Raw genomic sequence first — 13813 nt, 5'->3', positions numbered from 1 at the left:
CGAGAGCCCCCTGCTGGATTTGCAGGCTGTGACTTGAATAGCGGGCGAATAAGAAGCAATGGGGGTGGTCTGCTGCGCCGACGTGGACACGCTGGCAACATCATCGCAAAGTTGGCAAACGTGCCCAGCGTCGATGTAGTCATTCCGAACATCAGTACGGGTGCCGAATTATCAATCTTCTTCTTTTCATACCCGTCTGTATCAAGACGCGAGCAGATTACTTTATGATACGTTGCTCGACGACATTCTCGCGCCGGGCAGTCCGTCACGCGAGGCCAAGGCTGGATTCTGGGACATTGACGAGCGTTATGTCCGGCTGAGCGCGGCCGGCGATCCACTGGAGAAGCTGAACGCGGTGGTGCCTTGGGAGGTTTTCCGGAAACCGCTGGCCAAGGCGCTGAAGCGCTCCGATGGCGCCAAAGGCGGCCGGCTGCCCTTTGATGCGGTCATGATGTTCAAGGTCCTGGTTCTGCAGGGGCTCTACAGTCTCTCGGACGATCAGACCGAGTTTCAGATCCAAGACCGGCTTTCCTTCATGCGTTTCCTCGGGTTGGGGCTCGGCGACAAGGTGCCCGACGCCAAGACGATCTGATTGTTTAGGGAGCACCTCACGCAGGCCCGGGGCGGTGGACAACCTGTTCGCCCGTTTTGACAAGCACCTCACCAAGGCCGGTTATCTGGCGATGGGTGGCCAGATCGTGGATGCCACGATCGTGGTGGCGCCGAAGCAACGCAATTCCGATGCTGAAAAGGCTGACATCAAGGCAGGAAAGGTGCCGGACGAGTGGCAGAAGAAACCAGCCAAGCTGCGCCAGAAGGACCGGGACGCGCGAAGTTCTCGAAGGCCAAGGCCGATGAGGAGGGAAAGACGAAGCAGCGCGATATCGCCGTTCCCGCCTTCGGCTACAAAAACCATGCCTCGATCGATCGCCCCCACGGCTTCATCCGCGGCTGGAACGTCACCGGCGCCTCGGCTTGGGACGGGGCGCAGCTTCGCAACGTGCTGGACAAGAACAACACCGGCTCGACGAAAGGCCGGCCGATGAGCGAGGCGATGGCACGGGCCAATGGCCGGCGCTCAAAGATCCGCGCTTTCGTCGAGCACGTCTTCGCGCAGCAGAAATCCCGCATGGGCCTGTTTGTCCGCACGATCGGCATCGCTCGCGCTTGCACCAAGATCGGCATGGCCAACCTCGCCTACAATCTCACCCGCTTCGTCTGGCACCAAGGGCGAACTGCGTTCGCCTGACGGCGAGAGCGGCGGAAAACGCCGCCGCGATGCCGAAATCGGCAACCAGCATCAGTCCCAACGACCGAAATCCAGCCCCCGCCGCGCGCCAGGCTGTTCGCAACCTCATTGTCGCACCACCCACTCTGGAAACGCCGGTAGTTCGAGGTGTCCAATTGTCCAAGCGGCGGCTCCGCAGCGGTCAACTCGGTCGGCAGAGCATCTTCGACATCAAGGATTTGTGCCTCTCCTTGCGCCCAAACCTGGAGTGGGGACCGAGTGCTAGGTGCAGCGGACCAGGGTGCAAACCGCAAGCATTGCACAAACAAAGACTTGAAACACGCCGCGAGAATCTTGCGAGAATCTTGCGAGACTCGATGCGCTTCAAAGGGATCCGGCAGACAGAAGTCGCAGGATCTTTCCCTTCCTCGTGATCTTGCGCCATGGGTAGACCCAGTTGAGCCTGTTTTTTGTCCGCCGCCTGTGCGAAACCCCCGCGCGCACCTGGGCCTCAGGCGGCTTCGGCGGCTTCACATGGCAGTCCATGAGCTGCAGCACTGCCATCCGGTAGAACCGGTTGAAATACTCGCCCCAAGGCCACCCCGACCTATCCCACGGCTTGGGCCCGCCCGTGAAGTGCCAAACGACCGGGGCGAACCCGTTCCTGCGCGGATCGAGGATCATCATGTGCTCGCTTTGGTAGTTGTACGTGAGCGGCAGCATGGCAACGCGGCCGCGGGCGGCGTGATTCAGCGCGCTCTGATCTGAGGAGCGGCAGAGTTCGGGATGCTCGACTAGAAATTCCAGTGCCTGCGGAACGATGCTGTTCCAAGCCTCGCGCGACGTGTATATCACCCCCGCATTGAAGTAGCTGTCCGCGTCGCAGCCCAGGCCGTTAAGATAGGCGAGGTCGCGTTTTTTGCCCCGGCTCTTCTCGTCCATGAACATACGGATTACGTCCGGGGCCGCCATGATCCTTCCAGGGGGAGGCCTCATAGCCAAGAGGCTATCCAACTCTGCGTCGACCATCGTGTCTCCGTCGATGTAGAAAAACCTGTCTATCTCCTGGTCGAGCAACCCGTCGAGCCAAAACCGCGCCAGTGTGATCGGGGGCAGGTATCTGTCGCGGTGGAACCGAGCTGCTTCCTCGAGCTGCGGCAGCTGAACCGCCACTATCCTGATCTTGGTGCCCGCCACCGCACGGTCGAACTGGCTGGCCCATCCGGGATCGGAATTGACCACGAATATATAGACCGGAACATTAGTCGCTGTATGGCGGTCAGCCGAAAGAGCCGTGGAGAAGGTGGGCAGGAGGTAGTTCTCGTTACAAATGAGGACGATCGCAGAGCCTTGTGTTGCCGAAGAAGCCAATAGATCCTCCTATGCGCAAGATTCATTCGCGGGTTGAGCTTGGCTCGCCGGAATACCGGATGGTCTTCATTGTCTCGTCAAAGAGCGGATGTCGGGCGAGAATCAATGCTGTTGCGCACCCCCCAGAGCCAACAATCCCCCCGAATGCATGCTCGAACGAAAGGGCGAAGCCGAAGCCTCGCGGCTCAGTTCGTCACGCGGATGAGGAAGTTAGAACTGGAGAACTCCCTGGCGGACAGACAATCGCCGGGATGGCCATGCCGATCACCGACAGCCCGATTTCTTCAGGTGTCAATATTCGGGAGACTACGGCTGCAGTGACAAAATTCGTAACGAGCACGACGTAGCGTTCACCCGTGCTCATGAGGGATGCACGTTTTACCGAAGGCATTCTTATCCCTCTTCCCAGCAGGCGGGCGCTGCGCCCGCGGGGATATTCTAACAATTGAGGACGGAGGTCATGCCGCCCAATATGTTGAAGGAGCAACCACCTAAGGGTGTAACAGACAACCGGGTGATCCTGAGGGATGCATTGTATCTTCGCTGCCCAAGCTCCAGGCTCGGCCACCTTTTTTGTTGCATGGCGAAATCATATGACCAGGCAATGCGCCCCTGACCGGTTCCCTCGCTCCACGGAGTGGGAGACCATAACGGGGATACGTCTCAGCCGATTGCCCGCTGACAAAGACAAGCTGAGCTTGCAGAGGACGGCAAGGGCCATCTGTTCTTGCGGTCGCGGTCAATTGCAAATGACGACTGGTTGCTGGTTTTTGGCCTGCTGTCGGTTACGCCCTGGAGAGGGGCGCGGAGGAACCAGGACCCGAAGTCCTGTAGAGTCTCGCCCTTCCGAGCCACCCTGCTGCACAGGGATTCTGGCTGGCTGCCAAAGCAGCGACGGTTAGGAGACGACCCCCGAAAGGGGTAGCGCGGGCCATTACTCAACCGTATGTGCGAATTGCCTGACCCAAGCAAAGTCCTCGAATATCCCGGTCTCAAGTCAGGGCAAGGAGGTCCGGTTGCCATGTTAATTCGTTACGCAAAAGCTATGGCGTGCCTGCTGGCACTAACCGCGCCGGCATCCGCCGACGTCCTGTGGGGCGTCAACGGCCATCCGGTAATATCTTATCCGGGGATCCCGATCGAAAGGCAGCTCGATTTTATCAAGGATCTCGGCCTAAAATCATACCGGGTCAACGTCACGGGCGAGGATGACGCGGATATCCTTGGCCACCTTGTCGACGCCGGAAAGGCGCGAGGGATCGAGATCCTGCCCGTCATCACCCCCGCGGCCATCGATCTGGAAAAGGACAGCCCGGACGAGCTCTACGGGAAGACCCGGAAACTGGCGGTCACCCTTGGCACCAGGTTCAAGAACGACATCCGCGTCTGGGAACTCGGCAATGAGATGGAGAACTACGCCATCCTCAAGCCGTGCGAAAATCGCGACGACGGCTCGAAATATTCGTGTAAATGGGGACCTGCCGGAGGAACGGGAGAGCTCGATTACTACGGCCCGCGGTGGGTGAAGGTGAGCGCCGCCCTCAAGGGACTGTCTGACGGCATGACCGAGGTCGATCCGGGCATCAGGAAGGCGATGGGCACTGCCGGATGGGGCCACACCGGTGCGTTCGCGCGGATGAAGCGGGACGGGATCGCCTGGGACATCTCGGTCTGGCACATGTACGGCGAAGACCCAGAATGGGCTTTCCTCGAAATTTCTGGTTATGGCAAGCCGATCTGGGTCACCGAATTCAACAATCCTTATGGAAGTCAGCGCAGCGAGCGGCAGCAGGCGGATGGGATCAAGAATGCAATGACACGGCTTCTCGAACTCAATGAGAAGTACGACGTCGAGGCCGCGCATATCTACGAACTGTTCGACGAAACCTACTGGGCGCCGAGCTTCGAGGCTAATATGGGATTGGTGAGGCTCGCCGCTGCCTCCGATGGCAAATGGACGGCCGGCGAGCCGAAGCCTGCCTACGAGACGGTGCGTGACCTCACCCGCGGCCCGCGACCAGTGCCCAAGCCGCATCGGAAGTGCGATACCGAGATCGCGGCCACAGGCGAGTCCATGCACGTTCGGCAGGCACGCTTCGCCTACTGCCTCATCCTTGGCCACGAGGGCGACGCGGCGAGCCTGGATCAGTGGTCTGCGGCGCTTGAAAGTGGAGACACCAAACTCGCAGACATGATCATACATATGATGCACTCAGACGAGTTCGAAACCAAGTTTGCCACGATTGGCCTGACGGACCGCGCCTATATCAGTTTTCTGTTTCTGCTGCTTCTGAACCGTCCCGCGGACGGTTCGGGGCTCGAAACTTATGCCCGACCGTTGGGCGAGGGATCCATGACGCGCGAAGCCGTGGCCTTCGGAATCATCAACTCATCGGAGTTCAAATCCAGCCACGCGGTCATCCGCGAAACCTACACGCTGTCGAACCCCGGGTGAGCAGAGCCAATGAGCGCACGTGAGCCGGAAGGTCGTGGGCCAACGCCCCCCCCGCAAAGCCAGGCAGCAGGAAACCGCCGGCGGCAGGGAAACCGGACGTCGCCATCTTCGGCTTGTTCGGCTGCGGCAACCTTGGCAGTGATGGCTCGCTCGAATCCATGCTTTTGTTCCTCAGGGCGAAGTGACCCGACGCGCGGCGCGCTTCTGCATCTGCCAGCCCCCCGAAGTGCTAGCCGAAAGCTTCGGCATCAAGACAGTCCCGATCCGGATCGCGAAACCAGAGGGGACCGCACGCCTTCTCGACGGCATTTTCCTGAAATCCCGCGCAAGACCATCGATTCCCCCATGCAGCCCAGCGCATCGCCAAGGCGGGAGTCATGGTCGTGCCCGCAACGGGAATGCTTGATGATTTCGGCGACCGCCCGATGGGCATGCCTTTCGATGTCTTCAGCTGGTGCCTGGCGGCGTGTCTCGTGGGAACGCGTATTGTCCTTGTCAGTGTAGTGCTGCGCCGGCTGGACACCACCTCAGCCGATGGCTGATAACAAGCGCGGCCCGCATCGGAGCTACAGAGACACGGGCTCGAGGGAATTCATGGAAACGTCGGCGTCGACACCAGCCGGGAGTCGATGGATCCCGATCTCGCTTTCACGCTGCGCGTTCCACAATCCGCCAACGCCGACCCTTCACACCTGCTCACGGTCGGTGTCGGCGTAATGAACTACGGCGGCTGGTGCGGTTTCGAGGAGCGCGGGCAGGGCATCTCTGAATCTTATTTGCCAAAGTAGCGATATTCGTCGCCTACCTCCTGGCCAGCGGCTAAAATGTCCGCTTTCGCACAGGCGACGAAGGCGATACTCCCGCGGTCGAGGCGGTCCTGGGCGAAACTTGATACCCAACGGCTTTCGTGCCCACCCGTCCATTCCCTGCGCGACGTCTTCGGCCAATTCGCCCTGACCGATCTCGTGGTGGCGACCCGCTTCCAGTATTGTGGCCGCCCTGATGGCGGGAAAGCCCGTGATAGCACTGGGCTATGCGCTGAAGAACGACCAATTGCCCGGTCAGATGGGTTCCGTCAGACGTCGAAAGCTTCGATGTCGAAATCTTGATCAGGCAGTGGCGCATCGGCAAAGAACATGCACGCAGGGTCCGCAACAGCGTCGAAAATTCAGGGAGAGCCTCGACGTCCAAGGACGGATTCCTGCTCTCGACCATCCTTTGACAGAAAGCGTCGAAAGGACTAGGGGCTCACCGCCCGAAAGAGGTAGCCGACTGTAAGGCTTCGTCCAACGGGGCATCCTGATCGCCCATTGGCGTTCTCCCCCACTCCTCTCAGCCCACGTAGCCTCTGCGTGATCATATCCGCCCGAGAAGAGGTGTGCGATGAAAGTCATGGTAACCGGCCATCAAGGCTATATCGGCTCGGTGATGGTGCCGATGCTGCTCCGCGCAGGACATTCGGTGACGGGCTACGATAGCGATCTGTACCGGCGCTGCACCTTTGCTTGGGGAGGAGAGCAGGCTTCCGTCCCGTCCATCCAAAAGGACGTCAGGGACGTGCAAGCGCGCGACCTCGAAGGATTCGACGCCGTCATTCACCTGGCGGCTCTTTCCAACGACCCGCTGTCCGACTTCGATCCGGACATCACCTACGAGATCAATCACAAGGGTAGCGTCCGCTTCGCGAAGGCGGCCAAGAAGGCGGGCGTGTCGCGCTTCCTCTTCGCGTCATCGTGCAGCAATTACGGACAGGCGGGCGACGAAATGGTCGACGAAACGGGCGAGCTCAACCCGGTTACGCCCTACGGCTGGTCCAAGGTGCTTTCCGAACGGAATATTTCCGAACTGGCCGACAGCAGCTTCTCTCCGATCTATTTCCGGCCCGCCACGGCCTACGGGCTGTCGCCCCGGCTCCGCTTCGACATTGTGCTGAACAATCTTGTCGCCTGGGCCGTTACCAGAGGGGTGATCCTCCTGAAATCCGACGGGACACCGTGGCGGCCGATCGTCCACATCGAGGATATTTCCAGGGCGTTTATTGCCGGACTGGAAGCACCGCGCGAGGTCATTCACAACGAAGCCTTCAATGTGGGTCAGACGGATCACAATTACAGGATCCGCGATATAGCCAAGATCGTCGCCGAGGTCGTGCCGGGCTGCCGACTCGAATTCGCGTCCGATGCTGGACCCGACAAACGATCCTATCGCGTCAGCTTCGACAAAATTGCGCGTACCCTGCCTGCCTTCAAACCGCAATGGGATGCGCGTAAGGGTGCCGAGCAGCTTTACCAAGCTTACCGCAAGTCGAATGTTACTCTCGAGGAATTCGAGGGGCCCCGCTTCCAGCGCATCGACCATATCCGGTACCTTTTGGCCAACGGACTTTTAGTCGGGCGCATGCGGGTCGCTGAACGTTCGACAACGCTCGATGTCGCAGCCGAGTAATCGGAATGGAACACCTGAACCCCTACGGACTCGGGCCGCCGTGGTCTTCTATCGGCGTCGGCCAGGAAATCTATGCCTTGGTCGAACGTCTCTTTCCGATCTGCAGGAGCATCACCGGAGACGGGGTGCGACAAACGCTGGATATCCTATCGGGACACGTTGATTTGGAAAGGCACGAAGTGCCCACCGGGACGCAGGTGCTCGACTGGACTGTTCCGAGGGAGTGGAACATCCGCTCGGCGAGCATCACCGGCCCGGACGGGAAAACGGTCGTGGATTTCGCCGACTCCAACTTGCACGTCGTCAACTACAGCGTACCCTTCAAGGGAGTCCTGCCGCTCGACGAACTGCGGCCGCACATCCATACGCTGCCTGAACAGCCAGAGGTGATCCCCTACCGCACCTGCTATTACGCCCCGGCATGGGGCTTCTGCGTTGCCTACGAACGTGTCGCCAAGATGCCCGACGGCCTCTATCGCGTGGAGATCGATGCCGAACTCAAGGACGGCAGTCTCACTTACGGCGAATATCTGCACTGCGGGCAGACGGAGCGGGAATTCCTTCTTTCGGCACACATCTGCCACCCGTCACTGGCCAACGACAACTGTTCAGGCTTGGCCCTGCTGGCAACCCTTGCTAGAAGCCTGAAGGCAAGGAAAACAAGATACAGCTACCGCTTCCTGTTCGCTCCGGGCACGATCGGCTCCGTTGCATGGCTGTCGCTCAACGAGGACCGGACACATCTGATCGACCACGGTCTGGTGCTGTCATGCGTTGGCGATGCCGCTAGCCCGGCATACAAGCGCAGTCGTCAAGGCGACGCCTTCATCGACCGTGCCATGGCCCATGTGCTCGGGCAGGAAGCAGGGGCAAAGTTGATGGATTTCTCCCCTTACGGCTATGACGAGAGGCAATATTGTTCGCCGGGCTTCAATCTTCCAGTCGGCATGTTTCAGCGAAGCGTCCACGGCACCTTCCCCGAATACCACACGTCGGCCGACAATCTCGACTTCATCGGCCCGGAGCACCTGGAAGACTCCTTCCGGATTCTGACGGATGTGATCGACATCGTCGAAGGGGACTGGACGCCTTCGAACCTTTTTCCCAAGGGCGAACCACAGCTCGGCAGACGCGGCCTCTACGCAGCCCTGGGAGGGCAGAAGTCTTCGGGAGCAACCTCGATGTCCCTGCTTTGGGTGCTCAATCTCGCCGACGGACAGCATTCGCTTCTTTCGATGGCGGAGTGCTCGGGTCTGCCATTCAGGGAATTGGCCGCCGCCGCGAGATTACTGTCAGATCACGGTCTCCTGGCCGAGGGGCCTCCATGAGCGCTGTTGAACCTTTCGCCTCCAGTCTTTCGGTTCGTTAGGGGACCGGCTTCTTGACCAGCGGCCACGTCCTGTCTTTCTCCGACATGGCGGTCGGCATCAAAGGCCAGTTTATCGAAATGGCGGGGTCGCTGTAGCGGACGCCTTTCGATGCCTGGGGTGTATAGAACTGCGATATGAGATACGAGACCTCGGCGTCGTTCGTCAGGGTCTGGAGCCCGTGGGCGAACCCGGCAGGGATGTAGACCTGTTTCATGTTTTCGGGCGTCAACTCGAAGCTCAGCCAGCTGTGGCGCGTCGGCGAGTTCAGGCGCAAGTCCACGACGACATCAAAAATCGCGCCGCGGACACAGGAGACAAGCTTTATCTCGGCATACGGTTCCTCTTGATAATGCAGCCCCCGGAGGGTTCCCTTTTCGACCGAATGAGCGCGGCTGTGCTGGACAAAGCGCGTCACCAGCCCGCAATCAGCCATTTCTTTTTCGCAGAACAGGCGGGTGAAGGAACCGCGGTCGTCAATCACCGGCGTCGGCTCGATCAGCCAGACACCCTTCAGCTCCGTTTCGGTAAACTGCATGTCAACCTTAGCCCCAGTTGCCGGGTAAGGACCGGCAGTCCAATTGTTGGCATCGCCCGCCCGGGCTGGAAGCGCTACCTAGGTCTTAGCTGGCTTCTCCGATAGCGGTATGCCGGGCCGATCGCTTACCCGATCGAGGGTCTTGGCGGCTTCACTGCCCTGACGGTTTCCCTATTAGGATTAAGGCAACCCAACGGATTGGCAAATCGAACCCGCGTGCGCACCGTCCTAAGCTGCCGCTGTCACAAAAGAAGCACCCCCTGCGGAGGGCGGCGGCAAAGGTTCTTGGTCAGGCCAATGCGTCTCCGCCTTTCAAACCGGCGGGGCAGGAGCACGGAATGAACATTCAGGCTGTCGAAATCGTTCGCGACCATAACGGGGCACGCCGGACTGCCAGCTGCAGACTTTGCGGATCGCGCCTGTACCACACGCTAGTTGATCTAGGCATGTCGCCTCCTTGCGAGGGCTTCCTGCGGGCCGATCAGCTCGACCAGATGGAACTCTATTACCCGCTCAAAGTACTGGTCTGCGACAGCTGCTACCTGGTGCAACTCAAGGAGTACATGAGCCCCGAGACCATCTTCAGCGAATATGCCTACTTCTCTTCTTTCTCGACAAGCTGGGTAGCCCACTCGAAAGCCTATTGCGAGGCGATCACGAAGCGGCTTGGGCTTGGAACTCACAGCTTTGCGGTGGAACTGGCAAGCAACGACGGTTACCTGCTGCAGCACTTCCTGCCGCTCGGCGTTCCCGTGCTTGGCGTCGAGCCGGCGGCCAACGTTGCGCGCGCTGCGGTCGAGAAGGGCGTGCCTACCCGGGTCGACTTTTTTGGAGCGCGGCTGGCAAATGAAATGGCGGCCGAAGGGCTTCACGCCGATCTCATCATTGGCAACAACGTCCTGGCGCAGGTGCCGAACCTCAACGACTTCGTCGCGGGAATGAAAATCCTTCTCAAGCCAGAGGGCGTAATCACTCTCGAGTTCCCGCACATTGAGCGGCTGATGGCCGAGAACCAGTTCGATACCATCTACCACGAGCATTTTTCATATTTCTCGCTGCTGACGATCGATCTGATGGCGGCCCGCCACCGGTTGCGGCTCATTGATGTCGAGGAACTGCCCACGCATGGCGGCTCGCTGCGTGTTTATCTCGCCCACGAGGGCAGCAGCTGGGCCGTGGATCACAATGTCGGCGAACTCCTCGACCGTGAAAAGAGGCACGGGCTGACTGTAATGACGACCTACACCTCCTTCGGCTACAAGGCGCAGCGCGCGAAGCGAGATCTCCTAGCGTTCCTGATTTCGGCTAAAAACGAAGACAAGAGGATCTGCGGGTACGGCGCGCCTGGCAAGGGCAACACACTGCTCAACTACTGCGCTATCGGCACCGACTTCCTCGATTTCACGGTGGACCGCAATCCATATAAGCACGGCCGCTTCACGCCGGGCATGCACATCCCAATCAAGCCCATCGACGCGATCGACAAGGCCAAGCCAGATTACATCCTAATCCTTCCGTGGAACCTGAAGGACGAGATCGTCCAGCAGATGCACCATGTCGCCGCTTGGGGCGCGAAATTCGTGGTGCCAATTCCTTTCGTGACAGTGATCGATTCATCGGAGTTACCAAGATGAAAGTCATCCTTTTCTGCGGAGGTCGCGGGACCCGGATCCGGGACCATTCCGAAAGCATACCGAAGCCGATGATTCCGCTCGGCCAGCAGCCGATCCTGCGCCACGTCATGCAGTGGTACAGCGATTACGGACACGACGAATTCGTCTTGTGCCTGGGCTACAAGGCAACCGTCATTAAGGATTTCTTTCTGAACACCCGGCCACAGACCTTTTCCGATTGCGTGGTCACGCATGGTGGCCAGGACGTGAAGCTGCTTGGCGACATCGTCAAGGACTGGAGCATTACCCTGCTCGACACGGGCATCTGGCGCAACATCGGAGAGCGCCTCTGGGCCGCGCGGGATCACGTCAGGAACGAGAGGATGTTCCTGGCCAACTACTCCGACGGCCTGACCGATGTCGACCTCGACGATATGATCGCGAAGTTCGAGGCCAGCGGCAAGATCGGCTGCTTCCTTGCCGTGCACGCGCCGCTGACATACCACTTGGCCGACATCGCGGAAGACGGCCGCGTGCGCGAGTTCCGCACGACGGAAACGTCGGAGATCTGGATCAATGGTGGCTACTTCGTATTCCGCCCCGAAATCTTCGACTACATGCGCGACGGCGAGGAACTCGTTCTCGAACCCTTCGGACGACTCATCGCTGACAACAAGCTGATGGCGTACAAGCACGATGGGTTCTGGCGTTCGATGGACACGCTGCGCGATTGGCAATCACTCGAAGACATGGTCGAAAAGGGCGACATGCCCTGGAATATGAAGGTCACCGCCGAGAAAAACAGGCGCAATGTGCTGCTGGCCGTATCATGAGGGGGCTTGGCCTCGCACGTCGCGGGGAGGAACTCTCGATCCTCTGCCTTGGTGCCCATTCCGACGACATCGAAATCGGTGCGGGAGGCACGATACTCGGCCTGATCGCGTCGGGCGTCAAACTGGACGTCCGCTGGTGCGTGCTGAGCGCAGGCGGTCGACGGGTCGCGGAAGCCAGGGCTTCGGCCGAAGCGTTCCTCGAAGGATCGAGCTCGTCCACTGTCGACGTTGCGGATTTCGAAGACAGCTACTTCCCTGCCCATAGCCGATCGATCAAGCAGTGGCTGACGGATGTAAGATCACGGGTTGATCCCGACGTGGTGTTAACCCACGCCAAGTTCGACGCCCATCAGGACCACCGGGAGGTTAACCAACTGACCTGGAACGTCTTCCGCGATCATCTAGTGCTCGAGTACGAGATCCCGAAATGGGACGGTGACCTTTGCCAGCCCAATGCCTACGTGCCGCTCACGGCCGACGTGCTGAAGCGCAAGATCGAGCTCCTATACGAACACTTCGGGACGCAGCGCTCCAAGGACTGGTTCGACCGCGAGACATTCGCCGGGCTTGCGAGGTTGCGCGGAATGGAATGCCGAGCACCAGAGCATTTCGCCGAGGCTTTCACGCTCCGGAAGACCAAAATTCTTTAGCAGTTGGCCCATATTCTCCTGTGCATAAGGTTGGATCAAGTTTTATTAAGTGAAACAGGTTGTATTCATCGCTTGATTTGACAAGAACATGCATAAATACACTAAATATAACGTGTTTTTACTACCATTTTGAATTTGAGGGATTCGTCAAAATGGGCAAAGCAAAAATACCTTCTGGATTGTCGTTCAGCGAAGTTCGGATCGGAACGGTCGAGGGCGGAGAAGCCGGGGTTCTCGTGTGGAAACGCGACCAACTGGTGGCGGTCCTTACCCAGATCGACGAGGAGGCCTACTCGACGAAAGGCAAATGGTTTCTCGAGACGGGGTTCGGGCTGCTGAGCGGGCAGCACAAGAATTTCGATACGATCGAGGAGGCCATACGATGGGTTGGCAGACACACCTTTCCCGAGCCTGCTTAGACTGCAGATTGGTCGGCCGATTCCGCGGCAGCAATTAGGCCGAATTACGCTCAACTGGGCAAACTGCTGATCGAGCCGAAGACCCATGACGAAGGCCCTTCGACTTCCGCGACCCAAGGCAGGCAGATTATGCCTGGGTCACTCTCCAGCCAGAGTTCCTTCCGCGAGGAGATCGTTGACCTTGTAGGCGACTTCCGTGCGGTTGGTCGCCTTCAGCTTCTTCATGATGTTTCGGATGTGGACCTTCACGGTGCTTTCGCGCAGATTCAGTTCGTAGGCGATGATCTTGTTCGCCTTGCCGCGCCGGAGCGCTTGGGCAACCTCGGCCTGCCTGAGCGTGAACATGCCTGTCAAAGGCTGCGTGTTGCGACTGCCCGAATCTATCAGGTGCCGCATGGAAAGGACACTGCTCGCCGGCACGAAGATGCCTCCCGCTGTCGCAAGGTTGATAGCCTCGACACAGACGTCGATACCGACTGAGGTCGGAATGTAGCCGCGTGCGCCGCATTCGAGAGCGCTCAGTATCTGTGCAAGCTCTTCGGTGTCGGCCAGGATGACCACAGGAACTGATTTGAACTCGGACGAAATATGGCTGATCTCGTCTGCGATCCCCTGATCGGTGACCTTCCGGCCGCCAAGGTTGAAGAGTATGGTTGCAAGGGGAGGAGCCGAACCCTTCTTCACGCGCCATTCGCCGATCGAAGCCATGGCGACGATCTCCATGCCGAGATCGTGGTCCACGAGAGCCGAAGCGAGACACTCGCGGTCTAAGGCCCTTCCGTCTAGGATGAGGAGACATTGCCCGCGGACGCCTTCCGTCCCGTCGGACGGAACTCCTGACCGATTGGCTGAAGAGTAGTTATGCGGTCCTGCTGTGGAATCCATATCAATACC

Annotated in this window: 12 protein-coding genes and 1 pseudogene; 10 read left to right on the top strand and 3 right to left on the bottom strand. The window is 59.2% G+C overall.

Annotation, left to right across the window (positions count from 1 at the left end):
* The first annotated feature begins 244 nt into the window (after positions 1-244).
* A pseudogene (locus tag NKI08_RS21005) lies at positions 245-1249 on the top strand (IS5 family transposase).
* Between the two features lie 363 nt (positions 1250-1612).
* Here NKI08_RS21005 and NKI08_RS21000 read toward each other — a convergent pair.
* Positions 1613-2599: a glycosyltransferase family 8 protein gene (locus NKI08_RS21000; protein WP_352771898.1), complete on the bottom strand. Its 987-nt coding sequence runs from the start codon at positions 2597-2599 to the stop codon at positions 1613-1615.
* 946 nt (positions 2600-3545) lie between these two features.
* On the opposite strand from NKI08_RS21000, the gene NKI08_RS20995 reads away from it, so the two are divergent.
* The 5 genes from NKI08_RS20995 to NKI08_RS20975 all read left to right on the top strand — a co-directional run bounded on the left by NKI08_RS20995 (position 3546) and on the right by NKI08_RS20975 (position 8827).
* Positions 3546-5054 (top strand): DUF4214 domain-containing protein, encoded by a 1509-nt coding sequence (locus NKI08_RS20995; RefSeq protein ID WP_352771896.1) that lies wholly within the window; start codon positions 3546-3548, stop codon positions 5052-5054.
* 377 nt (positions 5055-5431) lie between these two features.
* Positions 5432-5596, top strand: a complete 165-nt coding sequence (locus tag NKI08_RS20990; RefSeq protein WP_352771894.1) for a hypothetical protein — start codon at positions 5432-5434, stop codon at positions 5594-5596.
* Between the two features lie 87 nt (positions 5597-5683).
* The gene (locus NKI08_RS20985; RefSeq protein WP_352771892.1) at positions 5684-5842 is read left to right on the top strand and encodes a hypothetical protein; all 159 of its coding nucleotides are present in this window, start codon (positions 5684-5686) and stop codon (positions 5840-5842) included.
* Between the two features lie 595 nt (positions 5843-6437).
* A complete protein-coding gene (locus tag NKI08_RS20980) occupies positions 6438-7499 on the top strand; it encodes an NAD-dependent epimerase/dehydratase family protein (protein ID WP_352771890.1) in 1062 nt (353 codons plus the stop codon).
* A gap of 5 nt (positions 7500-7504) precedes the next feature.
* Entirely contained in the window at positions 7505-8827 is a 1323-nt protein-coding gene (locus NKI08_RS20975; protein WP_352771888.1) for a DUF4910 domain-containing protein, read from the top strand.
* Positions 8828-8864: 37 nt separating this feature from the next.
* Here the strand turns inward: NKI08_RS20975 and rfbC are convergent, their stop codons facing one another.
* Complete coding sequence (gene rfbC / locus NKI08_RS20970) at positions 8865-9404, bottom strand: dTDP-4-dehydrorhamnose 3,5-epimerase (RefSeq protein WP_352771886.1); 540 nt, start codon at positions 9402-9404, stop codon at positions 8865-8867.
* 338 nt (positions 9405-9742) lie between these two features.
* Here rfbC and NKI08_RS20965 point away from each other — a divergent pair, with 338 nt between their 5' ends.
* The 4 genes from NKI08_RS20965 to NKI08_RS20950 all read left to right on the top strand — a co-directional run bounded on the left by NKI08_RS20965 (position 9743) and on the right by NKI08_RS20950 (position 12919).
* The gene (locus tag NKI08_RS20965; RefSeq protein WP_352771884.1) at positions 9743-11038 is read left to right on the top strand and encodes a methyltransferase domain-containing protein; all 1296 of its coding nucleotides are present in this window, start codon (positions 9743-9745) and stop codon (positions 11036-11038) included.
* Complete coding sequence (locus tag NKI08_RS20960; RefSeq protein ID WP_352771882.1) at positions 11035-11850, top strand: sugar phosphate nucleotidyltransferase; 816 nt, start codon at positions 11035-11037, stop codon at positions 11848-11850. The genes NKI08_RS20965 and NKI08_RS20960 overlap by 4 nt, the downstream gene beginning before the upstream one ends.
* Positions 11847-12500, top strand: a complete 654-nt coding sequence (locus tag NKI08_RS20955; RefSeq protein ID WP_352771880.1) for a PIG-L deacetylase family protein — start codon at positions 11847-11849, stop codon at positions 12498-12500. The genes NKI08_RS20960 and NKI08_RS20955 overlap by 4 nt, the downstream gene beginning before the upstream one ends.
* 152 nt (positions 12501-12652) lie before the next feature.
* Positions 12653-12919 (top strand): hypothetical protein, encoded by a 267-nt coding sequence (locus NKI08_RS20950; RefSeq protein ID WP_352771878.1) that lies wholly within the window; start codon positions 12653-12655, stop codon positions 12917-12919.
* 138 nt (positions 12920-13057) lie between these two features.
* Here the strand turns inward: NKI08_RS20950 and NKI08_RS20945 are convergent, their stop codons facing one another.
* Positions 13058-13804: a LuxR C-terminal-related transcriptional regulator gene (locus tag NKI08_RS20945; RefSeq protein WP_352771983.1), complete on the bottom strand. Its 747-nt coding sequence runs from the start codon at positions 13802-13804 to the stop codon at positions 13058-13060.
* Positions 13805-13813 lie beyond the last annotated feature (9 nt).

Source organism: Mesorhizobium sp. M0768, assembly GCF_040320195.1.
Classification (GTDB): Bacteria; Pseudomonadota; Alphaproteobacteria; order Rhizobiales; family Rhizobiaceae; genus Mesorhizobium.
This window is presented reverse-complemented; position numbering and strand designations above follow the sequence as displayed.

Coding starts and splice junctions, on each gene's coding strand:
- NKI08_RS20950 (WP_352771878.1), top strand. CDS start 12,653: ATGGGCAAAGCAAAAATACCTTCTGGATTGTCGTTCAGCGAAGTTCGG.
- NKI08_RS20990 (WP_352771894.1), top strand. CDS start 5,432: ATGGTCGTGCCCGCAACGGGAATGCTTGATGATTTCGGCGACCGCCCG.
- NKI08_RS20965 (WP_352771884.1), top strand. CDS start 9,743: ATGAACATTCAGGCTGTCGAAATCGTTCGCGACCATAACGGGGCACGC.
- NKI08_RS20975 (WP_352771888.1), top strand. CDS start 7,505: ATGGAACACCTGAACCCCTACGGACTCGGGCCGCCGTGGTCTTCTATC.
- NKI08_RS20980 (WP_352771890.1), top strand. CDS start 6,438: ATGAAAGTCATGGTAACCGGCCATCAAGGCTATATCGGCTCGGTGATG.
- NKI08_RS20995 (WP_352771896.1), top strand. CDS start 3,546: ATGTGCGAATTGCCTGACCCAAGCAAAGTCCTCGAATATCCCGGTCTC.
- NKI08_RS20945 (WP_352771983.1), bottom strand. CDS start 13,804: ATGGATTCCACAGCAGGACCGCATAACTACTCTTCAGCCAATCGGTCA.
- NKI08_RS20955 (WP_352771880.1), top strand. CDS start 11,847: ATGAGGGGGCTTGGCCTCGCACGTCGCGGGGAGGAACTCTCGATCCTC.
- rfbC (WP_352771886.1), bottom strand. CDS start 9,404: ATGCAGTTTACCGAAACGGAGCTGAAGGGTGTCTGGCTGATCGAGCCG.
- NKI08_RS20985 (WP_352771892.1), top strand. CDS start 5,684: ATGGATCCCGATCTCGCTTTCACGCTGCGCGTTCCACAATCCGCCAAC.
- NKI08_RS20960 (WP_352771882.1), top strand. CDS start 11,035: ATGAAAGTCATCCTTTTCTGCGGAGGTCGCGGGACCCGGATCCGGGAC.